This window comes from Bacteroides thetaiotaomicron VPI-5482 (genome assembly GCF_000011065.1).
Taxonomy (GTDB): Bacteria; Bacteroidota; Bacteroidia; order Bacteroidales; family Bacteroidaceae; genus Bacteroides; species Bacteroides thetaiotaomicron.
Genome location: NC_004663.1, coordinates 2601507 through 2627159, shown reverse-complemented (window position 1 = coordinate 2627159; position 25653 = coordinate 2601507). Strand labels below are relative to the sequence as shown.

The following is a 25653-nucleotide window of genomic DNA, read 5'->3' as shown; positions in this document are numbered from 1 at the left end:
TTAGTGCAGTTTGTAGGAGTTCTTTTATTACTTCCATCTATAATGAGTGGACAACAACACAGCAGCGACAATAAGAATTGGGCGGAAAAGGGAATTGTCATTCGTGAAGTGGAAATTTTAGGAAAGCGCCCGATGAAAGATATAGGCGTACAGCAGACCAGATTTGATTCACTTGTGCTTAAGGAGAATATAGCCTTGTCAATGGCGGATATACTCACTTTCAATTCTTCTATTTTTGTAAAAAGCTACGGACGTGCCACGCTTTCTACTGTATCATTTCGGGGAACGTCTGCTTCGCATACACAGGTAACATGGAACGGTATGCGTATCAACAATCCAATGTTGGGGATGACTGACTTTTCGATGATTCCATCTTATTTTATAGATGACGCTTCTTTGCTGCATGGCACTTCATCGGTGAATATGGCTGGTGGTGGTTTGGGAGGATTGGTGAAATTATCTACAGTGCCTGCTCATCAAGAAGGCTTCGGAATGCAATATGTTCAAGGTATCGGTTCATTTAGTACCTTCGATGAGTTTCTGCAATTGAAGTATGGAGATAAACATTGGCAGATCTCGACGCGGGCGGTCTATCAGTCGTCGCCCAATGATTATAAATATCGTAATCATGATAAGAAAGAGAATATTTATGATGATAAATATAATATAATCGAACAGTATTATCCCATAGAACGTAATCGTAGTGGTGCATACAAAGATCTGCACATTTTACAGGAGGTATATTACAATACGGGTAAAGGTGATCGCTTCGGACTGAATGCGTGGTATACTGATTCTAACCGTGAACTGGCATTACTGACGACCGATCAGGGTGATCTTATGGATTTCGAGAACCGACAACGGGAACATACACTGCGAAGTGTTTTATCATGGGATCATACGCGTGAAAACTGGAAAGTATCGGCAAGGGGAGGTTATGTGCATACATGGTTGGCGTACGACTATAAGCGGGATTTGGGAAATGGTATAATGGCTACAATGACCCGTTCACGTAGTAAAGTCAATACTTTCTACGGGCAGTTGGATGGAGAGTATTTTTTCTCAGATAAACTCCTTTTGACGGCGGGTGTGTCGGCTCATCAGCATTTGGTGAATAGTTTGGATAAAGATCTGAATAAAGATGATAATAAGAACGATAAGTATGGTCAGGGAAGGAAGAATGATTCTATTGTTTATTTTGATAAAGGACGTATTGAGTTGTCGGGTAATGTCTCATTGAAATGGCAGCCGGTCAATCGGTTGGGTATGTCATTGGTCCTGCGGGGAGAGATGTTCGGGACTAAATGGGCACCGGTTATTCCTGCCTTTTTTGTAGATTATGTTCTTTCTAAAAGAGGCAATATAATGGCAAAGGCTTCTATTACCCGTAATTATCGTTTTCCGACATTGAATGACCTTTATTTTTTGCCGGGTGGCAATCCGGCATTGAATAATGAAAGTGGATTTACTTACGAAACGGGGCTGTCCTTTTCTGTGGATAAGGATAATGTTTATACATTATCCGGTTCGGCTTCCTGGTTCGATCAACATATAAACGACTGGATTATTTGGCTACCTACGTCGAAGGGATTTTATTCCCCCGTTAATCTTAAAAAAGTACACGCCTATGGCGTGGAAGTACAGGCTGATTATGCAGTTGCAATTGATAAAGCATGGAAGCTTGGATTAAATGGAACATTTGCGTGGACTCCTTCTATTAATGAAGGTGAACCTACGAGCAAGGCTGACCAGTCAGTAGGGAAGCAGTTACCATACATACCCGAATATTCAGCTACGTTATCAGGCAGGCTGACATATCGCAGTTGGGGGCTTCTTTATAAATGGTGTTACTATAGCGAACGTTATACAATGACGAGTAATGCTGTATCCTATACGGGACATCTTCCACCCTATCTCATGAGCAACGTGACCCTTGAAAAAGGATTCTCACTCCGTTGGGCAGATTTATCCTTAAAAGGGACAGTCAATAATCTCTTTGACGAAGAGTATCTTTCGGTATTATCCCGTCCGATGCCGGGAATTAACTTCGAGTTCTTTATCGGTATAACTCCCAAGTGGGGCAAGAAGAAAAAATAGGTGGGTGATAGCCGGACTCCTGTGCCATGTAGATGTATTATTGGCAGAGTATATATGAAAAAAGGATGCTTTCCGATTGTTTCTTTTAAATATAACTTTTGTATAATGGTGCATCTTTTAGAAAAAAGTCGTATGTTTGCTATCAAACCATAAAACAAAATGTACTATGAGCGGTAATTATGTTATCAATATCGGTCGCCAGTTAGGTAGCGGCGGAAAAGAAATAGGAGAGAAGTTGGCTGCCCGTTTGGGAATCGACTTTTATGATAAGGAACTGATCAATCTGGCTTCCGAAGAGAGCGGCTTATGTAAGGAGTTCTTCGAAAAAGCTGATGAAAAAGCCTCGCAAGGCATTATCGGCGGACTGTTCGGTATGCGTTTTCCTTTCATCAGTGAAGGGGCAATGCCATGTACCAACTGTCTGAGCAATGATGCTTTATTTAAGGTGCAGAGTGATGTTATCCGTCGTCTGGCGGCAGAGAAATCCTGTGTGTTCGTCGGACGTTGTGCCGACTATATTTTACGGGAACATCCCCGTTGTGCAAATGTCTTTATCTCGGCTACTAAAGAAGATCGTATCGCACGGTTGTGTCAGATGCATCGTATTGATGAGGAGGCGGCGGAAGAGATGATAGAAAAAGCGGATAAGAGACGTTCGGAGTATTATAATTACTACAGTTATAAAACATGGGGAGCAGCGGCTACTTATCATTTGTGTGTTGATTCCTCTTCTTTGGGGATTGAGGAGACGGTGCGGTTTGTGGAAGAGTTTGTGGCTAAAAAACTACAGATTGGAATGTAATTGAAAAAGAAAACAAAATCCCGATAATAATAAAGCCGGCTAAATTCTTTCTGAATTTGGTCGGCTTTATTTATTAATTAAATTAGTTCGCTTTACATCATCGCCAGTAATATCATCTGTCCCGTCAGGATACGAAGGAACATAGATAATGGATAAACAGTAGAATATCCTACTGCCGGTGCATCACTGGATGTCACCTGATTGGCATAAGCCAATGCGGGAGGGTCCGTATTACTACCGGCTATCAATCCCATCAGAGTGAAGTAGTTTACCTTATAATATAGTCTTGCAATTGCACCGATGATAAGCAACGGGATGACAGTGATCAGGAAACCACAGCCTACATACAGTAAGCCGTCGCCTTCTACAACTGTTTGCACAAAGTTGGCACCCGCATCTATACCTACACTGGCAAGGAATAGCACAATACCGATTTCGCGCAGCATCAGGTTGGCACTCATTGTGGTGTAAGTCACCAAATGAAGTTTGTGTCCGAAACGTCCGATCAGGATAGCTACCACCAACGGACCACCGGCCAAACCTAATTTCAAAGGAGTCGGCATACCGGGGAATGCAATCGGAAGACTTCCTAAAAGAATACCTAAGAAGATACCTACGAAGATAGTAACGATATTCGGTGTGTCCAGACGTTTCAGTTGGTTACCCAAAACACCAGCTACACGCTCTACCGCATCTTGCTGACCTACTACCATTACGCGGTCACCTACCTGCAATATCAGGTTCGGATCAGCGAACAGGTCCATACCGGAACGGTTGACACGGGTCACGTTGACACCATACATACTACGGAAGTGCATGGAACCGAGCGTTTTTCCGTTAATTTCCGGTTTAGTAACCAGAATACGGCGGGAAACCATCGGAAGATCCTGCTTCTCCCAGTCCAGTTCGACTTCTTTTCCGATAAATACGGTGATGGCGGGAGCATCTTCTTCCGAACAGACAATAAACAACTGGTCGCCCATATTGAATATCGTTTCGTGGTTCGGAATACTTACGTGTCCTTCGTGACGGATACGGGAGCAAACAAAGTTGCGTCCCAGAAATTCTTTGATTTCAATCAGTGTTTTTCCGCTGATAGACTCATTGCGTACCTCAAGGCTCATCATGTGCGGCTTGTGGTGCGCGTCTCCGCTCTGAGTTTTCAGGCTCTCTTCCTCTTTGGTCATATTGACGCGGAAGATGTAACGGATAGCTATGATAGAACCGATGATACCTACCACACCCAGCGGATACGCACAGGCATAACCCAGTGCAATCTGCGGTCCGTTGTAGCTCAACTGGTTCAGGGCCTCATTGGCGGCACCAAGTCCCGGAGTGTTCGTCACAGCTCCGTAGAGGATACCTACCATCATCGGCAGTTCCACACGACCGTTCCAGAGGTAATAAAGCCCCAATGCAACAGCAATATTTAACACTACGATGCCTACAGCCAACAGGTTCAATGTCATTCCCCCCTTTTTGAAAGAAGAGAAGAATGATGGCCCCACCTGAAGACCGATACAGAATACGAACAAGATCAATCCGAATTCTCGGATGAAATGTAGGATGTGTGTATCGGCTGTGAAGCCGAAATGTCCCATTAGGATGCCGGCAAACAAAACAAAAGTGACTCCCAAAGATACTCCGAATATCTTTATTTTACCGAGATACACACCGGCTGCCACTACAAAAGCGTAGAGGAATACAATGTGCGCTACGGAGCTAGGGTCCCACAATAAACTTTGTAACCAATCCATAAATATTAGTAGTTTTTATAATGTTCTTTTAAAAACGGGTGCAAAATTACTCATTACATCGGAGCTAATCAAATAAAAGGAGAACTAAAAATGAAGAATGAGGAATTTGCTTCGTTTAGCTTTAAGTTGCATGGAGATTCTTCATTCTATAGTTTATCATTCTTCATTTTCTCTCTGTAACCTGTAGTGCGAATTTTTTCTAAAAAGAGGAATCGTTCGAACTTATTAATTATATTTGCAAGTCGAACGACTGACATTTAGAAAGAGACAAATAAAAATAAAGACAATATTAATTCTTGTTTTAATTTTAAATAAACTATGGCAGACAAAAAAGAAAAACTCTTCTCAGACTTTTCTCCTGTCTCCACCGAACAATGGATGGAGAAGGTTACAGCCGACTTGAAAGGTGCTGATTTTGAGAAGAAGCTCGTTTGGAAGACAAACGAAGGGTTCAAAGTGAAACCTTTCTACCGGATGGAAGATCTGGAGGGTTTGAAAACAACAGATGCACTTCCCGGAGAATTTCCCTATCTGAGAGGCACCAAGAAGAGCAATAATGAGTGGCTGGTTCGCCAGGAAATCAAAGTTGAATGTCCGAAGGAAGCCAATGCCAAAGCACTGGATATTCTGAACAAAGGTGTGGATTCACTTTCTTTCCACGTAAAAGCGAAAGAACTCAATGCGGAATACATTGAAACACTGTTGAATGGTATTCAGGCTGAGTGTGTAGAACTGAACTTCTCTACTTGTCAGGGACATGTGGTTGAATTGGCTGGTCTGCTGGTGGCTTATTTCCAGAAGAAGGATTATGACGTGAAGAAACTGAGAGGTTCTGTCAATTATGACTTCTTTAACAAGATGCTGACTCGCGGTAAAGAAAAAGGCGATATGGTTCAAACTGCCAAAGCCCTGATCGAAGCTATCCAACCGCTTCCTTTCTATCGTGTACTGAATGTAAATGCAATCTCGCTGAACAATGCCGGAGCTTACATTTCTCAGGAATTGGGCTATGCATTGGCATGGGGTAATGAATACATGAACCAGCTGACAGACGCAGGTATCCCTGCTGCTACAGTTGCCAAGAAAATTAAGTTCAACTTCGGTATCAGTTCCAACTACTTCCTTGAAATCGCTAAATTCCGTGCAGCACGTATGCTGTGGGCAAACATCGTAGCTTCCTACCATCCTGAATGCCTGCGTGATTGCGACAATAAGGGGGCTAATGGAGAATGTCGTTGTGCTGCGAAGATGGCGGTTCATGCCGAAACTTCCACTTTCAATCTTACTTTGTTTGATGCTCATGTGAACTTGCTTCGTACACAGACTGAAGCGATGAGTGCTGCATTGGCCGGTGTGGATTCAATGACAGTCGTTCCGTTCGATAAGACTTATTCGACTCCGGATGAATTCTCTGAACGCCTTGCACGTAACCAGCAGTTGTTACTGAAAGAAGAATCTCATTTTGATAAGGTGATTGACCCGGCTGCCGGTTCTTATTATATCGAGAATCTGACAGTGTCTATCGCTAAACAGGCGTGGGAACTCTTCCTTGCCGTAGAAGAGGCAGGCGGTTTCTATGCTGCATTGAAAGCCGGTACAGTTCAGGCAGCAGTGAACGAAAGCAACAAGGCCCGTCATAAAGCAGTTGCTCAACGTCGTGAAGTGCTGCTGGGTACCAACCAGTTCCCGAACTTCAATGAAAAAGCAGGTGAGAAACAGCCGATAGAAGCAAAATGCTGCTGCGGAGGTGATGCTCATACTTGCGAGAAAGATGTGGATACTTTGGTATTCGACCGTGCAGCCAGCGAATTTGAGGCATTACGCCTTGAAACGGAGGCTTCCGGCAAACGTCCGAAAGCGTTCATGCTGACTATCGGTAATCTGGCTATGCGTCAGGCACGTGCGCAATACTCTTGCAACTTCCTCGCTTGTGCCGGATATGAAGTTATTGACAATCTCGGATTCGAAACGGTGGAAGCCGGAGTAGAAGCTGCTATGGCTGCTAAAGCTGACATTGTAGTTCTCTGTTCAAGCGATGACGAATATGCGGAATATGCGGTGCCGGCTTTCAAAGCATTGGACGGCCGTGCTATGTTTATCGTAGCAGGTGCTCCCGCCTGTATGGATGAACTGAAGGCAGCAGGTATCGAGAACTTCATCCACGTGCGTGTCAACGTATTGGATACCTTGAAAGAGTTTAACGCCAAACTATTGAAGTAAGATGAGAAAAGATTTTAAAAACTTAGATATATATGCTGCATTTCAGCCCGCTAACGGTGCTGAATGGCAAAAGGCTAACGGTATTTCCGCTGATTGGAATACACCGGAACACATTGACGTGAAGCCTGTTTATACAAAAGAGGACCTCGAAGGAATGGAACACCTCGGCTATGCTGCCGGACTTCCTCCTTATCTGCGTGGTCCGTATTCAGTGATGTACACTCTTCGCCCCTGGACTATCCGTCAGTACGCCGGATTCTCTACTGCCGAAGAATCAAATGCTTTCTATCGCCGTAACCTGGCTTCCGGTCAGAAAGGTTTGTCCGTAGCATTTGACTTGGCTACTCACCGCGGTTATGACCCCGATCACGAACGTGTGGTAGGTGACGTAGGTAAGGCTGGTGTATCTATCTGTTCACTCGAAAACATGAAAGTTTTGTTCGACGGTATTCCTTTGAGCAAGATGTCCGTGTCTATGACGATGAACGGTGCGGTACTTCCGATTATGGCATTCTATATTAATGCAGGTCTGGAACAGGGTGCTAAACTCGAAGAAATGGCCGGTACTATCCAGAATGATATTCTGAAAGAGTTCATGGTGCGTAATACCTATATCTATCCGCCTGCATTCTCTATGAAGATTATTTCCGATATTTTCGAATATACTTCGCAGAAGATGCCTAAGTTCAACTCCATCTCTATCTCCGGTTACCACATGCAGGAAGCAGGTGCGACGGCAGATATCGAGCTGGCTTATACATTGGCCGACGGTCTGGAATATCTGCGTGCCGGAACAGCGGCAGGTATCGATATCGATGCGTTCGCTCCCCGTCTGTCTTTCTTCTGGGCGATTGGTACCAATCACTTCATGGAAATCGCGAAGATGCGTGCTGCCCGTATGTTGTGGGCTAAGATTGTAAAACAATTCAATCCGAAGAATCCGAAATCACTGGCATTGCGTACACACTCTCAGACTTCCGGCTGGTCGCTGACAGAACAAGACCCGTTCAATAACGTAGGACGTACTTGTATCGAAGCCATGGCTGCCGCTTTGGGACATACACAGTCTTTGCATACCAATGCGCTGGATGAGGCTATTGCCCTACCGACAGACTTCTCCGCACGTATTGCCCGTAATACTCAGATTTATATTCAGGAAGAAACCTATATCTGTAAGAACGTTGACCCATGGGGCGGTTCTTACTACGTAGAAGCTCTGACCAACGAACTGGCTCACAAGGCTTGGGAACGTATCGAGGAAGTAGAAAAACTGGGTGGTATGGCGAAAGCTATCGAGACCGGTATTCCTAAGATGCGTATCGAAGAGGCTGCTGCTCGTACGCAGGCCCGTATCGACAGCGGTTCTCAGACTATTGTTGGTGTGAACAAATATCGTCTGGAAAAAGAAGCTCCGATTGATATCCTTGAGATTGATAACACGGCAGTTCGTCTTGAACAGATCGAGAACCTGAAACGTTTGAAAGAAGGACGTAACCAGGCAGAAGTGGACAAAGCACTGGCAGCCATCACCGAATGCGTGGAGACCGGTAAGGGTAACTTGCTGGAACTGGCTGTAGAAGCTGCTCGTGTTCGTGCAACGCTGGGTGAAATCTCCTATGCTTGCGAAAAGGTTGTAGGACGTTATAAAGCAATAATTAGAACAATATCAGGCGTGTATTCATCAGAAAGTAAAAACGATGGCGACTTCAAGCGTGCATGTGAACTGGCTGAGAAGTTTGCTAAGAAAGAGGGACGTCAACCTCGTATTATGGTTGCGAAGATGGGACAGGACGGTCACGACCGTGGTGCCAAAGTGGTAGCAACCGGTTATGCAGACTGTGGCTTCGACGTAGACATGGGACCATTGTTCCAGACTCCGGCGGAAGCTGCCCGTGAAGCTGTAGAAAATGACGTTCACGTAGTAGGTGTTTCTTCATTGGCTGCCGGACACAAGACGTTGATTCCGCAGATTATGGAAGAACTGAAAAAGCTGGGTCGTGAAGATATCGTGGTAATTGCCGGCGGTGTTATCCCTGCACAGGATTATGACTTCCTGTATAAGGCAGGTGTAGCTGCTATTTTCGGTCCCGGTACTCCGGTAGCGAAGGCTGCTTGCCAGATTCTGGAAATCCTGATGGATGAAGAATAAGTACGGAATTTAATCATTTTTTCTATTTTTTTATCCCGCCTTATAGCTCCATTCGGGCTGAAGGCGGGATGTTTTTTTCATCTTTATGCGGTCAGTGAGAAATAATCATGTAACTTTGTAGACTGTTAGTATAAAAACAAGAAGAGAAAAAATGATAGTTTGCATAGCCGAAAAGCCGTCTGTAGCACGTGATATAGCCGAAGTACTCGGCGCTCATACAAGAAAAGAAGGGTATATAGAAGGAAACGGATACCAGGTAACCTGGACATTCGGTCATCTTTGTACCTTGAAAGAGCCGCATGAATACACCCCTAACTGGAAATCATGGAACTTGGGTAGCTTACCGATGATTCCGCCACGGTTCGGCATCAAGCTGATAGAGAACCCTACTTACGAAAAACAGTTTCACATTATCGAGGGACTGATGCAGAATGCAGATGAAATCATCAACTGCGGTGATGCCGGCCAAGAAGGAGAATTGATCCAGCGTTGGGTGATGCAGAAGGCAGGTGCCCGCTGTCCGGTGAAACGTCTGTGGATTTCTTCGCTGACAGAAGAGGCGATCCGCGAAGGATTTGCCAAACTAAAGGATCAGTCCGACTTTCAATCACTGTATGAAGCGGGACTTTCCCGTGCAATGGGGGACTGGTTGCTGGGAATGAATGCTACCCGTCTTTATACTATCAAATACGGTCAGAACAAACAAGTGCTTTCCATCGGTCGTGTGCAGACTCCTACGCTGGCATTGATTGTCAACCGTCAACTGGAGATCGCCAACTTCCAGCCGAAACAATACTGGGAACTGAAAACAAATTATCGTGATACCACCTTTTCTGCTCTGATCCGTAAAAGCGATGAAGAAATTGCTGCGGAAGAAGAAAAGAGTGGCGGAAAGAAGAAGATAGACAATCCCGGCATCGACCCTATCGCCAACCGGGAGGAGGGAGAAGCGCTGGTGGAACGCATAAAAGACCTTCCGTTCATTGTCACCAATGTCGGCAAGAAGGATGGAAAGGAATATGCTCCGCGTCTGTTCGACCTGACTTCCCTTCAGGTAGAGTGTAATAAGAAGTTTGCCTATTCCGCTGATGAAACGCTGAAGCTGATTCAGTCGCTTTATGAAAAGAAAGTGGCTACTTATCCGCGTGTCGATACCACTTTCCTGAGTGACGATATTTATCCGAAGTGTCCCGGAATATTGAAAGGCCTTCGGGACTATGAGGTGCTGACTGCTCCTTTGTCAGGTGCTTCATTGCCTAAATCGAAAAAGGTATTTGATAATTCGAAGGTAACAGATCACCATGCCATTATCCCTACAGGCGTTTATGCACAGAATCTGACGGATATGGAACGTCGTGTCTATGACCTGATAGCCCGTCGTTTTATAGCGGTGTTCTATCCCGATTGTAAGATTTCTACCACTACCGTGATGGGCGAAGTGGACAAGATAGAATTTAAAGTAATCGGCAAACAGATTCTGGAGCCGGGATGGCGTGTCGTTTTTGCCAAAGATGTGAAAGATACTTCCGAAGAAAAAGAGGAAGAGGATGAAAATGTACTTCCTGCCTTTGTCAAGGGGGAGAGTGGTCCTCATGTTCCGGACTTGAATGAGAAGTGGACGCAACCGCCCAGACCTTATACGGAAGCAACATTGCTTCGTGCGATGGAAACAGCCGGAAAGTTGGTGGATAATGACGAACTCCGTGATGCTCTGAAGGAGAATGGTATCGGTCGGCCGTCTACCCGTGCCGCCATTATCGAGACGTTGTTCAAGCGAAACTATATCCGCAAGGAAAGAAAGAACCTGATAGCCACCCCTACGGGAGTGGAACTGGTACAGATCATCCACGAAGAACTGCTGAAATCTGCGGAACTGACCGGTATATGGGAAAAGAAACTACGTGAGATTGAAAAGAAGACATACGATGCCCGTCAATTCCTTGAAGAACTGAAGCAAATGGTATCTGAAATCGTGATGAGCGTACTTTCAGATAATACGAACCGACGTATCACTATTCAGGAGGCAGTTGCCCAAACGGAAGAAAAGGCAAAGAAAGAACCTAAGAAGCGTGAGCGTAAAGCAAGTGCTCCCAAAGAAAAGAAGGCGAAAGCAGAACCGAAAGTTCCTGCATCTTCTCCGTCTCCTGCTCTGACTCCTTCTGCTCCTGCCTCTGCTCCGGCTACCGGTAATGCAGATACTTTTGTCGGACAACCGTGTCCGGTTTGTGGTAAGGGAACCATCATTAAAGGGAAGACAGCTTACGGATGTTCGGAATGGAGAAATGGATGTACTTACCGAAAGAATTTCGAATAGTTTGTGGACAGTGTCTCACATAACAGTGATTTCTCTTTTTTCAAAGAAAAAGAGTCCCTTCTTTTCTGTTCGCACCATAAGGAATTAGATAGCCGTTTTGCTATCACGCTCTCACTATCCACTTGTATCCCTTTATTCATCGATGTTTCAGGGATGGTAGCAAGCGTGGTGGCAAGTATGAGAGCAAACGGTTGCTCTCACTCTGTCTCGTCCTGATTAGTATCGTTTTTGTAATGTTATCTTTTGATTTACAGGATGTTAATGTCTGATGTGTCAGTTATTAACGTTTGATTTCTCAACCATTAATAACTGAGAAATCAGGTATTAAAGACTGAGAAATCATGTATTATTGACCAATAATTGATTTTATGCTTCCTAAGAGAACAGCTCAATCGGAATAACTGATATGGTTAATGTGATTGAAACGTGCAGTCAAGTCAATCAAATCAACAGTACATTCAGATAGTTTCAGACGCTTGAAACTTTTGGTTTCAACCTTTGAAACCAATGGTTTCAAGGCATGAAACTATTAGTTCCAACGCTTGAAACTAAAAGTTTCAAAGGTCGAAACTGGTGATTGATCTATGTAAACCAGTATTATGATAACGGGATTTTACCGTATAGGTATATGCATCCGGGGTGGTCCGATTGTCGGGCCGGATGGACCACCTATACCTCTGTTTTTATCAAAAACGGCATTGCGGAGAATCTCATATATAATACCACCCACATCCAAACCCAGTGTGAACTTATCGAAATGGTAGTAAGGAATCATAACGGGAACCGTTTCCCAACGTCCGCTCATCGCGTCATAGTATCGCTGTACTCCCATTTCCATCCCGAAGCGGTCGGACATATCGACGGACATCGTAGCTCCGTAGCTATGGGTACTCATTCCGTAAGAATTTCCGATGTCGTATGACCCGAAGACCTTGAAGGTGACACGGTCGGAAGGATGATAAAGGAAGGCACCCGAAGTGCTGAAAGCCTGCCCGGTGATGTGGGACATGTTGACCTTCAGCGCATTGGCACGGACTTGTAACTCAAATTGCTCATTGAAAATATGCTGATAACCTAGTGAAGCACTGTTGAAACGCCCGATGCCTGCCATACTTGTCTGGCTTCCGGAACCGAACAGTGCTCCATGATCGAATTGATGCAATACCCCGCCTGTACTGTAATCACCTCGGAAGAGTAGGGAAGGATTGGTCTGATAAGGCAGGGAGATATCCCTTTTGAGTGAAAAGCGGGGTATATGCTCCAACTGTCCGGGTGAATATAAAGAATATGTAGTGCTCTTTTCTGGAAACAAGTTAATGTTGGCCTGTTTTAGTACGTCGTCCAGCGTTATGGATGCACCGTTACGAAGTATGTGCGTACTGTCGTTGTTTTCTTGCGCAGAGAGTGATTGCGGAACAAAATACAGCAAAAGAAAGATTCCCAAACGAATTGGAAGCTGTGATATGCTAACTTTTTGTCTCATACGCATTTGCCCTCCTTAGTTTTTATGATAGGTTATGTACAAAAATAATGAAATCCCATTTGAAAAGCAAATAATGTGTAATGTTTCCTTCCATCCGCAGGCTTTTTTAACTCAAATAAGAGCGGATAAGATTTTTTCTGAATAAATTCCCTTTTTTCCCTTAAATTTTTCTCTCTCTCAGGCAATATACGTTGTATATTTGTTATTATAGATATAAGAGTATCAACTATTTAATTTGGAAGTAATATGAAGAAAAAACTTACGGGTGTTGCATTGGTGTTAGCTGCCGTCTCTTTGATGGGCATACAGCCGGCGGGAGCATGTACGCGTGCCGTATATCTGGGGCCGGACCGAATGGTGGTCACTGGTCGCACGATGGACTGGAAAGAAGACATTATGTCAAATATCTATGTGTTTCCACGTGGAATGCAGCGTGCGGGACACAATAAAGAAAAAACAGTAAACTGGACTTCCAAATATGGAAGCGTAATCGCAACAGGCTATGATATAGGTACTTGTGACGGAATGAATGAAAAAGGACTGGTGGCAAGCTTGCTCTTCTTGCCGGAATCTGTTTATTCACTTCCCGGAGATACCCGTCCGGCAATGGGAATCAGTATCTGGACTCAATATGTGCTTGACAATTTTGCAACGGTGCGTGAGGCGGTAGATGAAATGAAAAAAGAGACTTTCCGTATTGACGCTCCCCGTATGCCGAACGGGGGACCGGAATCTACTTTACACATGGCTATTACCGATGAAACAGGCAACACGGCAGTGATCGAATATCTGGATGGCAAACTGAGTATCCATGAGGGGAAAGAATATCAGGTGATGACCAATTCTCCGCGTTATGAATTGCAGTTGGCTGTCAATGATTACTGGAAAGAAGTGGGTGGATTGCAGATGTTGCCGGGAACGAACCGTTCGAGCGACCGTTTTGTGCGTGCCTCTTTCTACATTCACGCCATTCCGCAGACTGCCGATGCAAAGATAGCTGTCCCCAGTGTGCTGAGTGTGATGCGCAATGTCTCCGTTCCGTTTGGTATCAATACACCGGAGAAGCCTCACATTTCTTCTACTCGCTGGCGTTCCGTTTCCGATCAGAAGAATAAAGTGTATTACTTTGAGTCTACTTTAACTCCGAACCTGTTTTGGCTGGATTTGAAGAAGATTGATTTTAGTCCGAAGGCTGGGGTGAAGAAACTGTCCTTGACCAAAGGAGAAATTTACGCAGGAGATGCCGTGAAGGATTTGAAGGATAGTCAATCATTTACTTTCCTTTTCGAAACTCCGGTGATGTAGTCGATAGTTAGTTATGTGGTAAGAGGTCTTTTTTTGAATAAAAAGGAACGGTAGGCAAAGGATTTATCCGCTTGTCTACCGTTCTCCTTTTATCTTCGTGTCCTGCGTGCGGCTATAGGCAGCCTTTATCTTTTCGCATATTCCTGATGGAACTCAATCACTGCCTCTATTCCTTTCCGGAATATGTCCAGCGAGAAGTTTTCGTTGGGTGAATGGATCGCATCCGATTCAAGTCCGAAGCCCATCAATACGGTTTTGGTTCCTAATACCTGTTCGAATGTCGAAATGATAGGAATACTTCCGCCACGACGTACTGCCAGCGGTTTTTTGCCGAAAGCTATCTCAAAACCTTTTTCCGCAGCCTGATAGGCAGGAAGGGAAATCGGGCAGACATATCCCTGTCCTCCGTGCATTGGGGTTACTTTTACCTGTACGGTGTCGGGAGCCATTTGTAAGATATAATCTGCAAACATCTGCGATATCTTGTGATGATCCTGATGCGCAACCAGTCGGCAGGAAACTTTCGCATACGCTTTCGAGGGAAGGACTGTCTTGGAGCCTTCACCTGTATATCCTCCCCAAATGCCGCATACATCGAAAGACGGGCGGCAACTGTTGCGTTCCAGTGTGCTGTATCCCTTTTCTCCGAAGAGTTCTTTCACTCCGATGGCTTCTTTGTATTTCTTCTCATCGAACGGAATATGGGCGATCATTTCCCGTTCTGCTTGTGGCACTTCTTCTACGTCATCGTAGAATCCGGGGACGGTGATTCTTCCGTCTTTATCTGTTACTTTGCTGATTATTTCGCAAAGTACATTGATCGGATTAGCTACCGCACCTCCGAAGTGTCCCGAATGCAGGTCACGGTTCGGTCCGGTCACTTCTATTTCCCAGTAAGCCAGTCCGCGCAGACCGGTGGTGAGGGATGGAAGTTCGGCACCCAGCATGCTGGTATCCGAAACCAGGATAACGTCTGCTTTCAACAGCTCTTTATGCTCTTCGCAGAAGGCTTCCAGGCTGGGAGAGCCGATTTCCTCTTCTCCTTCGAAGATAAACTTGACGTTATTTTTCAGCAGTTCGTTCTTGACGAGATATTCGAAGGCTTTGACCTGGATAAAGGATTGTCCTTTGTCATCATCCGCTCCGCGTGCCCAGATGTATCCGTCCCGTACTTCGGGTTCGAAGGGCTGGCTTTTCCACAGTTCCAGCGGTTCGGCAGGCATTACGTCGTAGTGGGCGTAGACCAATACTGTTTTGGCATTCGGGTCAACGATCTTTTGTGCGAAAACAATCGGGTTACCCTTGGAAGGCATCACCAATGCTTCATCCACTCCGGCTTCGAGCAGTAGTTGTGCCCAGCGTTGGGCGCAAGCCAGCATATCGTCGTGATGTTCCGGCAGGGCGCTGATACTGGGAATACGGATGAGGCTGAACAGGTCCTCCATAATCTTCGGTTCGTTCGCTGCGATATATTTTTGAATTTCGTTCATAATGAATAGTTTACTGGCGGTTATTTAGCCTATGTGCCAATAGCCTGACAGATTTTTAGTGCAGGTATTGGCACATGGGTAGATTGACATATTGATACTTATTAAAGCTGCGTTGTCTTATCCAACAGATAATAATCAAGGATAGTCATGGCAGCCATTGCTTCTACGATAGGCACGGCACGTGGCAGTACACAGGCGTCATGACGTCCGCGGGCTTTCAGTGTCGTATCTACGCCGTCGATGTTCACCGTTTCCTGCTCCATCAGCAGGGTAGCAATCGGTTTGAATACTACACGGAAGTAAATATCCTGTCCGTTACTGATTCCTCCCTGAATACCTCCGGAGTGGTTGGTATGCGTTTCAATCCGTCCGTTGTTGTTGAAGAATACGTCGTTCTGCTCGGAGCCTTTCATCTTCAGTCCCTTGAATCCTTCGCCATATTCGAAGGCTTTGGCGGCATTGATACTGAGCATGGCGTTGCCCAAGGCAGCGTGCAGTTTGCCGAACACAGGTTGCCCCAATCCGATAGGACATCCTTTGATGACACAGGTCAGCGTACCTCCGATGGTATCGCCTTCGCCTTTTACCTTATATATAAGGTCTGCCATTTCCTTCGCCTTTTCAGGGTCCGGACAACGTACATCGTTTGTTTCGATCAGGTCGAGATCATAGTCGGAATAAGTGCCTTCCAATTTGATGGCACCGACTTGCGATGTATAAGCTGTGATGCTGATTCCTAACTGGCGAAGGGCTAATTTAGCCAATGCGCCGGCTACTACGCGTGAAATAGTCTCGCGGGCAGAAGAACGTCCGCCGCCGCGATGATCACGGATGCCGTACTTCACTTTGTAGGTGTAATCCGCGTGTGAAGGGCGGTATACCTCTTTCAGGTTATTGTAGTCATTGGAATGTTGATTCTCGTTCCAAACGATAAATCCGATAGGACATCCGGTTGATTTGCCTTCGAAGATGCCTGAAAGAAACTCCACTTTATCCGCTTCCTTGCGTGGTGTGGTGAGGATGGATTGTCCCGGACGGCGTCGATTTAGTTCTTGTTGTACAAATTCTTCGTCGATTGTGATTCCGGAAGGAAATCCGTCAATTACTCCCCCAACTCCTTTTCCATGAGACTCGCCGAAGCTGGTGAGCCGAAAGATGTTGCCAAATGAATTAAACATAGTTGTGGCTTTTTTAAAATTACTCTATGCAAATATAACAAAGTTTTTGATAAGAAGGTTGTGAATTCAAAATATCTTCGGAAAAGGAAGCAAATTGAACCTTTTTTCCTCTTTTTAGTTTATAAATGACGATTATTTAATAACTAAACCCGAAAATTATGAAAAAGAATCTATTGTATTTGTGGGCATTGATATGCTCTGTCTCTCTTTTGACGGCTTGTAGCAGTGATGATGATAATACGGTCAATGATGAAACGACTCCTCCGGAAGAAGAGGCTGTGGTGACTGCTCCCGATGTGGTGGGAACGTATTGGGGAAATCTCGATATTTCAATGCTGCCCGATGGCTCCGACCAGGAAGTTGTGATTGCCGACGGACTTCCGAAGTTTATTACTTTCTCTCAGGTCAGTGATACGGAAGTAAAGATGGAACTGAAGGAATTTGAACTGTTTATAAACGGAAACATATTAAAGTTCGGCGATATCGTAATAGACAAGTGTGCAGTGAAAAAGGAAACGGACGCTTCGACTTTCACCGGACAGCAAGACCTTACTTTTCAGGGGGATGCCGCTGCTTTGGGTACCTGTGCCACCAGTATAGAAGGAACGGTGCAAAGTGGAAATGCTACAATGAATATTCAGGTAAAAGTACCTGCATTGAAGCAGACCGTGAAAGTTGCTTTCTCCGGTGTGAAGCAGGTGGAGGAATCCGGTAAGGATTAATCCGTCTTTGGTCAGCTAGAAAGCATATCCGAATCCGATATTCAAGTAGATCGGATACATAGCAAAAGTAATGGTCTGAAAGTCATTTCTGAAGATATCATTCAATCCCCAGGTGAGGTCTGCATATATATTGAGGTGTTTGAATGCTCTCCATCCGGCTCCTATTTGCAGGCCCCACTGAAAATGTCTCAGGTCGTCCGAGAAGTCATAAGTAGCGATTTTACCATCCGTAAATTCGACTTTGGGGCCTACGGGGTCGCCTTCACGCAGGTATCCTTCATATACGTGCCCCGAAAATTCTCTTGAAAGCAGATACGAAAAATAAGGTCCGGCTTTAATATTCCAACGGTTGCTCAACTTGTAAGTAGCCATTAGAGGAATTGTCAGTCCGGAAGTGTGGACTTTGGTTTTGACTCCTCCTGTCCAGACACCGCTGATTCTTTCTCCTCCCTGTCCGAGGATTTCCATATTATAGTTTTTGACGGTGGCTTCCGTTGTCATGGCTTTATTCTCCAGCCGCAGCCCTACAATGACTCCGAGCTTGTTTTGAACGGCAAACCATTTGGTTACTTCTCCTCCGATGCTGATAGCCAGCGTTGGGTTGTAGCCGTCAATCGAACGGATTTCGACAGGCAGCGGGAGCGGGGCTGTACCGCCGATGCTGAACCCTGCTTTGATTTCATATTCCAGTCCGTGAAGAGCGGAACGGATAAGCGTTTCGTTTCTGTCAACCTGTGAATAGCCGGGGAGGGCTATTACCAGACAGGCGAGTAAACTGAATATATAGGAATGGATTTTCATCTTTTCATTATTATTAAATCATTAGTTATTTCATTATAGTTGCTCTGTTCTGCCTTCCATAGCTGCTATCAGATCATTGGTCGAATGGAATCAGTCTTCCGAGCGATAGATTAGTTCGACTTCATCAATCAGCAATGTACTTCCGATAGCTCCGTTGAAATGATCTCCTTCCAGGCTGGAAGTGAATACGATAGCTACATTATACTTTCCTGCCGTTAGCTTCTCTTTATCGATGTATTTTCCGGATAACATATGGAAGGGAAGTTTAAAGTATGTCCACTCATCCGTCTCTTTGGCGTCGTCAATGCGTGCTATTGAAACCAGGTTGGGACTGGTGAAAGCATTCGTTCCGTCAAGAGTCGGCACAGATTCACTGGTTTCATACATGATGGCATAAATATCGCATATATCCCGTTTGCCACTGACGGGTTTGCCGCCTTCTGTAAACTGATCTCCGGCTTTATACTTGTAATAGCCTGCCAGATAAGTTGGTATATGCCGGAAAGGCAGACCGAATTTGGTCGCTTTCAGTGGATTGCTCATTGCATTTCCTACATCAAAAGAGCCGATAAACAGGTTCCCGGCTGCGATAGGCATTCCCATAATGCTACCGAAGAATCCGGTACTGCGGGTTACTAAGGACAGGCATTTTCCGGTTTTTCCGTTTGCAAACTGAAAAGTCGGATAGTCGTCGGCTGTCTTGGGAACTCCGGTCATTGCATAACCTGCGTTTCCGCTGGCCCATTCCATCACCACTTTTTCTCCTTCCCGTTCTACGAAGATGTAGTATTTCTGTCCGCCGAGCGTATCCTCAAAATTGTAAATAGTAGCAAGTTCCGTATCAATAACGGATACGGTGTACTTCTTCTTCCAAAAGCCATCGGCAGCCGTAACGGTATATTGCTGAGGCGAATGGAAATCTCTAGCCGTCCCACTGGGAGGATCGATAGTGGCTCCCGGAGTCAATGTAAATTCGGGTGCAAGGGATGAAATGTCCGTTCCCGGTCCTACAAATATATTGATGGAATTATTAGTGATAATCGGACTCGTTGTCATGACTACTCCCGGCAATCTGCAACTGAGTATGTCTGCCTCTGCATTGGGAGCTTCTTCGCGAATGCAAGAAGAAGAGAAAATGGCTAGCAGCAAATAAAGAATACCGTGTTTTGCTTTCATTTTTCTACTATTCTAACTGTTAAAGTTCGGTTCTTGGAAGATTTTATAACAATCTGCAATTTTATTTGTTCACTAATGGATGTTTGATAAAAAAGAATTTTCTACTTTTGTGGAAACTAAAGCCTTATAGGGTATGATTGAATCGGAAAGAAAACAGATAATAGACTTGATCAAAAAAGAGGTGATTCCGGCGATAGGGTGTACGGAACCCATTGCGGTAGCGCTTTGTGTAGCTAAAGCTGCCGAAACATTAGGAATGAAACCGGAAAAGATTGAAGTGTTATTGAGTGCCAATATATTAAAGAATGCAATGGGAGTCGGTATCCCCGGCACAGATATGGTCGGACTTCCTATAGCTGTAGCCTTGGGAGCGTTGATCGGCCGATCGGAATATCAATTGGAAGTGTTGAGAGACTGCACACCGGAGGCAGTAGAACAAGGCAAACTGTTTATCGCAGAGAAGCGAATCTGTATTTCTCTCAAAGAAGATATTACGGAAAAACTGTACATCGAAGTAATCTGCACAGCCGGCAGCCAAAAAGCGACGGCTGTGATTGCCGGCGGACATACTACCTTTGTCTATATAGCTACGGATGAAAAAGTACTGCTTGACAAGCAACAGACTGCCAATGAAGAGGAAGAAGACGCTTCACTGGAACTGAATCTGCGCAAAGTCTATGATTTTGCCCTGACATCCCCTCTGGATGAAATCCGTTTTATTCTCGATACGGCACGTCTGAACAAAGCAGCCGCCGAGCAAGCCTTTAAAGGCAATTATGGGCATTCTTTAGGTAAGATGCTCCGTGGAACGTATGAACATAAAGTGATGGGTGACAGCGTATTCTCTCATATACTATCTTATACTTCCGCCGCTTGCGACGCCAGAATGGCCGGTGCAATGATTCCCGTCATGAGTAACTCCGGCAGTGGCAATCAGGGCATATCCGCCACACTTCCCGTTGTCGTATTTGCCGAAGAAAATGGTAAAACCGAAGAGGAACTGATCCGCGCCTTAATGCTGAGTCATCTCACTGTAATCTATATTAAACAAAGTTTGGGACGTCTCTCTGCCTTGTGTGGCTGTGTAGTAGCTGCCACGGGTTCCAGTTGCGGAATCACCTGGCTGATGGGTGGAAACTATAATCAGGTAGCCTTTGCCGTTCAAAACATGATTGCCAACCTGACGGGAATGATTTGCGACGGTGCAAAACCGAGCTGCGCACTCAAAGTAACAACCGGAGTCTCAACAGCCGTATTATCTGCTATGATGGCAATGGAGGACCGTTGTGTGACTTCTGTAGAAGGCATTATTGACGAAGATGTCGATCAAAGCATTCGTAACTTGACAAGAATCGGCTCGCAGGCCATGAACGAAACGGATAAGATGGTGCTTGATATCATGACGCACAAAGGAGGATGTTAACAGGTAATAAGTAACAAGTAATAAGTAATAGGTAATAGCTGGAATAACGGCATAAAAAAAGTATTAAGTATTAACTTCCGCCTATATCCGCATGGAATTAATACTTAATACTTATTACCTATTACTTAAAATTAGTGGCAGTGTCCGCCTTCGCAACCGCAGTCATCGCCACAGTCGCTGCCGCAGCTGTCGCATCCGCAACCGCAACCTTCACCGCTCATCATCTTCACCAGTTCCTGAATTTCTTCGTTGGTAGCAGGACGGCTTTCGATTACTTCACCTTCAAAGATCAGGTCAGCGCCTGCCAATGGGTGGTTAAGGTCAACTACTACTACATCCGGTTTGATTTCTACGACGCTGGCGTTTACGCGTTGACCGTCTCCGGTCATCAAAGGTACAATGCTGCCTTCTGTTACGCGTTCGCTGTCGAACTTGCCATCTATTTCAAAGATATTTTTAGGAAGATCAAATACATGTTGCTCATCGTAGGCTCCGTAAGCTTCATCTGCCGGAATGGTAAAATCGAATTTATCACCCTTAGAAAGAGCTGTTATCTGGTTCTCGAAGCTTTCGAGCGTTGTGCCTAATCCTGAAATGAACTGAAAAGGATGTTCTGCATTTGTTTCTTCGAACAATTCTTTTTCACCATCTTCCACTGTATATAGCTTATATGCAACGGTGATGTACTTGTTTTCTACTGTTTCCATCTGATATTTATAGTTTCTAATTAATAAATCCCTTATTTAGGGTGGACAAAGATACGAATAATTTGCTTGCTACCGGGTGCATACGGAGTAAATTTCAGATTATTAAGCGCTTTTGTCAGAAATGGACAGTCATTCTCTACTAACTGATAGTTGCAAATTCAACCTTTAAGTGATAAAATTTAGGTTTATTACCGTTCTTTTCTTACGATTATTCGCTTTTTAGTGATTTTTTTCTTCGATTTGTTTGGAGATAATAAAAAAGCCCTTACCTTTGCAGCACGAAAATAAAGAAAAGAAGATATGAATATATTACATACATCTATTAACCTAGCAGTTCTGCATATTATTCGCGTCGTGGTGGTGCCATCAAGAGCGTGAGAAAGGTTTTGTGTATGTATTCGTACCATAAAAGATAGAATTTGGAGCCTTTCTCACTGATGTGAGGGAGGCTCTTTAATTAAAAGATAGATTGAAATGAAAAAGCAATTACGCAGTTCGTTTAGTACACAAGGCCGTCGCATGGCGGGAGCCCGCGCATTATGGGCAGCCAACGGCATGAAGAAAAATCAGATGGGAAAACCCATTATCGCTATCGTCAATTCGTTTACACAATTTGTTCCGGGACACGTGCACCTGCATGAAATCGGGCAGTTGGTGAAGGCGGAAATTGAGAAGCTGGGATGCTTCGCTGCGGAATTTAATACGATTGCTATTGATGACGGTATCGCTATGGGACATGACGGAATGCTTTACTCGCTTCCTTCCCGTGATATCATAGCGGACAGCGTAGAATATATGGTCAATGCGCACAAGGCGGATGCAATGGTATGTATCAGCAACTGCGATAAGATTACCCCAGGGATGCTGATGGCTGCCATGCGCCTGAATATCCCTACCGTATTTGTATCCGGCGGACCGATGGAAGCCGGAGAGTGGAACGGTCAGCATCTGGACTTGATCGATGCCATGATTAAATCGGCGGACGACAGTGTAAGCGATCAGGAAGTAGCGAATATCGAACAGAATGCCTGTCCTACCTGCGGATGTTGTTCCGGAATGTTTACGGCAAACTCGATGAACTGTCTGAATGAAGCTATCGGCTTGGCTCTTCCGGGAAACGGCACAATCGTGGCTACGCACGAAAATCGTACGAAACTGTTTGAAGATGCTGCCAAACTGATTGTGGAAAATGCAATGAAATATTATGAAGAAGGTGACGAAAGTGTACTTCCCCGCAGCATAGCTACCCGTCAGGCATTCCTCAATGCCATGACGCTGGATATTGCGATGGGCGGTTCTACCAATACGGTGCTTCACCTGTTGGCCGTGGCACATGAGGCAGGAGTCGATTTCAAGATGGACGACATCGATATGCTGTCACGCAAGACACCCTGCCTGTGTAAAGTCGCTCCGAATACTCAAAAATATCATATTCAGGACGTTAACCGTGCGGGTGGCATCATTGCTATCCTGGCAGAGTTGGCAAAAGGCGGTCTGATTGATACTTCCGTTCTCCGTGTGGATGGCATGTCGCTGGCGGAAGCGATCGATCAATATTCAATTACCAGCCCGAACGTTACGGAAAAAGCAATGAGCAAATATTCAAGTGCGGCAGGAAACAGATTCAATCTCGTACTTGGTTCTCAGGGAGCTTATTATCAGGAATTAGATAAAGATCGCGCGAACGGATGTATCCGTGATCTGGAGCACGCCTATAGCAAGGACGGAGGTTTGGCGGTACTGAAAGGAAATATCGCTCAGGACGGTTGCGTAGTAAAAACGGCGGGTGTAGACGAAAGCATCTGGAAGTTTACCGGACCTGCCAAAGTATTCGACTCACAAGAAGCAGCCTGTGAAGGCATCCTCGGAGGCCGAGTCGTCAGCGGCGACGTTGTCGTCATCACGCACGAAGGTCCGAAGGGCGGTCCCGGTATGCAGGAAATGCTTTACCCGACTTCTTATATCAAATCCCGTCACCTCGGCAAAGAATGTGCCTTGATTACCGACGGACGTTTCAGTGGTGGAACTTCCGGATTGAGTATCGGACACGTTTCTCCCGAAGCCGCTGCCGGAGGTAATATAGGAAAAATAGTAGATGGAGATATCATCGAAATCGACATTCCCGCCCGAACGATTAACGTGCGACTAACAGATGAAGAACTGGCTGCCCGCCCGATGACTCCCGTCACCCGTGACCGTTACGTGCCGAAGAGCCTGAAAGCATACGCCAGCATGGTAAGCTCTGCCGATAAGGGAGCAGTGAGATTAATAGACTGATCCACTTCATTATCCATTATGAATCATCCATTATCCATTAAAGAACTATGAGTAAGGACTTAATAACAGGCGCAGAGGCAATGATGCGCTCTCTGGAACATCAGGGAGTGACTACCATTTTCGGTTATCCCGGCGGTTCCATCATGCCTACGTTCGATGCCCTGTACGACCATCAAAATACATTGAACCATATCTTGGTTCGCCATGAACAGGGAGCTGCCCATGCGGCACAAGGCTACGCCCGTGTATCGGGTAAAGTCGGTGTTTGCTTGGTGACAAGCGGCCCCGGAGCAACCAATACGATCACAGGTATTGCAGATGCGATGATAGACAGTACGCCTATCGTTGTCATTGCAGGACAGGTGGGAACAGGCTTTCTTGGAACAGACGCTTTTCAGGAAGTCGATCTCGTAGGTATCACTCAGCCAATCGCTAAATGGAGCTATCAGATTCGCCGTGCCGAAGACGTAGCCTGGGCGATAGCACGTGCTTTCTACATTGCCAGTAGTGGTCGTCCCGGTCCGGTGGTACTCGACTTTGCCAAGAATGCGCAGGTTGAAAAAACGAAATACGAGCCGACAAAGCAGGAGTTTATCCGCAGCTATGTTCCGGTTCCCGATACAGACGAAGAATCAGTAAAGGCTGCCGCCGAACTGATCAATAACGCCGAACGCCCGCTTGTCTTGGTAGGACAGGGAGTGGAACTGGGAAGCGCTCAGGAAGAACTGCGTATCTTTATCGAAAAGGCGGATATGCCCGCAGGTTGTACCTTGCTCGGACTTTCCGCATTGCCTACCGACCATCCGTTGAATAAAGGAATGCTGGGTATGCACGGAAATCTGGGACCGAATATCAATACTAACAAATGTGATGTACTGATTGCTGTCGGTATGCGTTTCGACGACCGTGTGACCGGTAATCTGGCTACTTACGCCAAACAAGCGAAAGTGATCCATTTTGACATTGATCCGGCGGAAGTAAATAAGAATGTAAAGGTAGACATTGCCGTTTTGGGCGACTGCAAAAAGACGCTGGCTGCTGTGACCGGACTGCTGAAAAAGAACCGGCACACCGAGTGGGTCGATAGTTTCAAGGAATATGAAGCGGTAGAGGAAGAAAAAGTCATTCGTCCCGAACTTCATCCTGCAACGGATTCACTGAGTATGGGCGAAGTGGTGCGTGCGGTAAGCGAAGCGACCCGTCACGAAGCCATATTGGTGACAGATGTAGGTCAGAATCAGATGATCTCTGCCCGCTACTTTAAATATACCAGGGAACGTAGTATCGTTACTTCGGGTGGACTCGGCACGATGGGTTTTGGCCTTCCGGCAGCTATCGGAGCTACTTTCGGCCGTCCCGACCGCACGGTATGTGTATTTATGGGTGACGGCGGACTGCAAATGAACATTCAGGAGCTGGGTACGATCATGGAACAGAAAGCTCCGGTGAAGATTATCTGCCTGAACAACAATTATCTCGGCAACGTGCGCCAATGGCAGGCTATGTTCTTTAATCGCCGTTATTCATTTACTCCGATGCTGAATCCGGATTACATGAAAATCGCTTCCGCCTACGATATTCCTTCCAAACGTGTCTTTTCACGGGAAGAATTGAAAGCGGCCATCGACGAAATGCTCTCGACAGACGGGGCGTTCCTGCTCGAAGCCTGTGTGGTAGAAGAAGGCAATGTCCTCCCGATGACCCCTCCGGGCGGTTCAGTCAATCAGATGTTGCTGGAATGTTAATCCTTAA

17 protein-coding genes are annotated in these 25653 nt (G+C 45.5%); 10 read left to right on the top strand and 7 right to left on the bottom strand.

Annotation, left to right across the window (positions count from 1 at the left end):
- Positions 1–42: 42 nt before the first annotated feature.
- Both BT_RS10605 and BT_RS10600 read left to right on the top strand, forming a co-directional pair.
- Positions 43–2097 carry a TonB-dependent receptor gene (locus BT_RS10605; protein ID WP_011108133.1) on the top strand — a complete coding sequence of 685 codons (2055 nt, stop codon included), beginning with the start codon at positions 43–45 and terminating at the stop codon, positions 2095–2097.
- A 166-nt stretch (positions 2098–2263) separates the two neighbouring features.
- Positions 2264–2899 (top strand): AAA family ATPase, encoded by a 636-nt coding sequence (locus tag BT_RS10600; RefSeq protein ID WP_008766580.1) that lies wholly within the window; start codon positions 2264–2266, stop codon positions 2897–2899.
- A 92-nt stretch (positions 2900–2991) separates the two neighbouring features.
- On the opposite strand, the gene BT_RS10595 is transcribed toward BT_RS10600, so the two are convergent.
- On the bottom strand, positions 2992–4656 hold the full coding sequence (locus BT_RS10595) for a putative transporter (RefSeq protein ID WP_008766579.1): 1665 nt from the start codon (positions 4654–4656) through the stop codon (positions 2992–2994).
- A gap of 318 nt (positions 4657–4974) precedes the next feature.
- Here BT_RS10595 and mutA point away from each other — a divergent pair, with 318 nt between their 5' ends.
- The 3 genes from mutA (at position 4975) to BT_RS10580 (ending at position 11339) form a co-directional block, all read left to right on the top strand.
- Entirely contained in the window at positions 4975–6876 is a 1902-nt protein-coding gene (mutA, locus tag BT_RS10590) for a methylmalonyl-CoA mutase small subunit (protein ID WP_011108132.1), read from the top strand.
- Between the two features lies 1 nt (position 6877).
- Positions 6878–9025: a methylmalonyl-CoA mutase gene (gene scpA / locus BT_RS10585; RefSeq protein WP_008759796.1), complete on the top strand. Its 2148-nt coding sequence runs from the start codon at positions 6878–6880 to the stop codon at positions 9023–9025.
- 151 nt (positions 9026–9176) lie between these two features.
- Positions 9177–11339 (top strand): DNA topoisomerase 3, encoded by a 2163-nt coding sequence (locus BT_RS10580; protein ID WP_011108131.1) that lies wholly within the window; start codon positions 9177–9179, stop codon positions 11337–11339.
- Positions 11340–11952: 613 nt separating this feature from the next.
- Here BT_RS10580 and BT_RS10575 read toward each other — a convergent pair.
- Complete coding sequence (locus tag BT_RS10575) at positions 11953–12828, bottom strand: hypothetical protein (RefSeq protein ID WP_011108129.1); 876 nt, start codon at positions 12826–12828, stop codon at positions 11953–11955.
- A gap of 240 nt (positions 12829–13068) precedes the next feature.
- Between BT_RS10575 and BT_RS10570 the strand changes: the two genes are divergently transcribed.
- Entirely contained in the window at positions 13069–14127 is a 1059-nt protein-coding gene (locus BT_RS10570; RefSeq protein WP_008761025.1) for a linear amide C-N hydrolase, read from the top strand.
- Positions 14128–14252: 125 nt separating this feature from the next.
- Here the strand turns inward: BT_RS10570 and BT_RS10565 are convergent, their stop codons facing one another.
- Together BT_RS10565 and aroC are read right to left on the bottom strand one after the other, a co-directional pair.
- On the bottom strand, positions 14253–15617 hold the full coding sequence (locus BT_RS10565; protein ID WP_011108128.1) for a dipeptidase: 1365 nt from the start codon (positions 15615–15617) through the stop codon (positions 14253–14255).
- Between the two features lie 101 nt (positions 15618–15718).
- Positions 15719–16795, bottom strand: coding sequence for a chorismate synthase (gene aroC, locus BT_RS10560; RefSeq protein WP_008766481.1), 1077 nt, complete (start codon positions 16793–16795; stop codon positions 15719–15721).
- 158 nt (positions 16796–16953) lie between these two features.
- Between aroC and BT_RS10555 the strand changes: the two genes are divergently transcribed.
- Positions 16954–17517 (top strand): calycin-like domain-containing protein, encoded by a 564-nt coding sequence (locus BT_RS10555; RefSeq protein WP_011108127.1) that lies wholly within the window; start codon positions 16954–16956, stop codon positions 17515–17517.
- A gap of 15 nt (positions 17518–17532) precedes the next feature.
- On the opposite strand, the gene BT_RS10550 is transcribed toward BT_RS10555, so the two are convergent.
- Positions 17533–18318, bottom strand: a complete 786-nt coding sequence (locus BT_RS10550; RefSeq protein ID WP_008761029.1) for a porin family protein — start codon at positions 18316–18318, stop codon at positions 17533–17535.
- Between the two features lie 90 nt (positions 18319–18408).
- On the bottom strand, positions 18409–19494 hold the full coding sequence (locus BT_RS10545; protein WP_008766479.1) for a PCMD domain-containing protein: 1086 nt from the start codon (positions 19492–19494) through the stop codon (positions 18409–18411).
- A gap of 133 nt (positions 19495–19627) precedes the next feature.
- Between BT_RS10545 and BT_RS10540 the strand changes: the two genes are divergently transcribed.
- The gene (locus BT_RS10540) at positions 19628–20917 is read left to right on the top strand and encodes a serine dehydratase subunit alpha family protein (RefSeq protein WP_008766478.1); all 1290 of its coding nucleotides are present in this window, start codon (positions 19628–19630) and stop codon (positions 20915–20917) included.
- A gap of 131 nt (positions 20918–21048) precedes the next feature.
- Here the strand turns inward: BT_RS10540 and BT_RS10535 are convergent, their stop codons facing one another.
- Positions 21049–21624: an FKBP-type peptidyl-prolyl cis-trans isomerase gene (locus BT_RS10535; protein WP_008761032.1), complete on the bottom strand. Its 576-nt coding sequence runs from the start codon at positions 21622–21624 to the stop codon at positions 21049–21051.
- A gap of 474 nt (positions 21625–22098) precedes the next feature.
- Here BT_RS10535 and ilvD point away from each other — a divergent pair, with 474 nt between their 5' ends.
- Positions 22099–23901: a dihydroxy-acid dehydratase gene (gene ilvD, locus BT_RS10530; protein WP_008761033.1), complete on the top strand. Its 1803-nt coding sequence runs from the start codon at positions 22099–22101 to the stop codon at positions 23899–23901.
- A 47-nt stretch (positions 23902–23948) separates the two neighbouring features.
- The gene (gene ilvB / locus BT_RS10525; protein WP_008761034.1) at positions 23949–25646 is read left to right on the top strand and encodes a biosynthetic-type acetolactate synthase large subunit; all 1698 of its coding nucleotides are present in this window, start codon (positions 23949–23951) and stop codon (positions 25644–25646) included.
- The last annotated feature ends 7 nt before the right edge of the window (positions 25647–25653 follow it).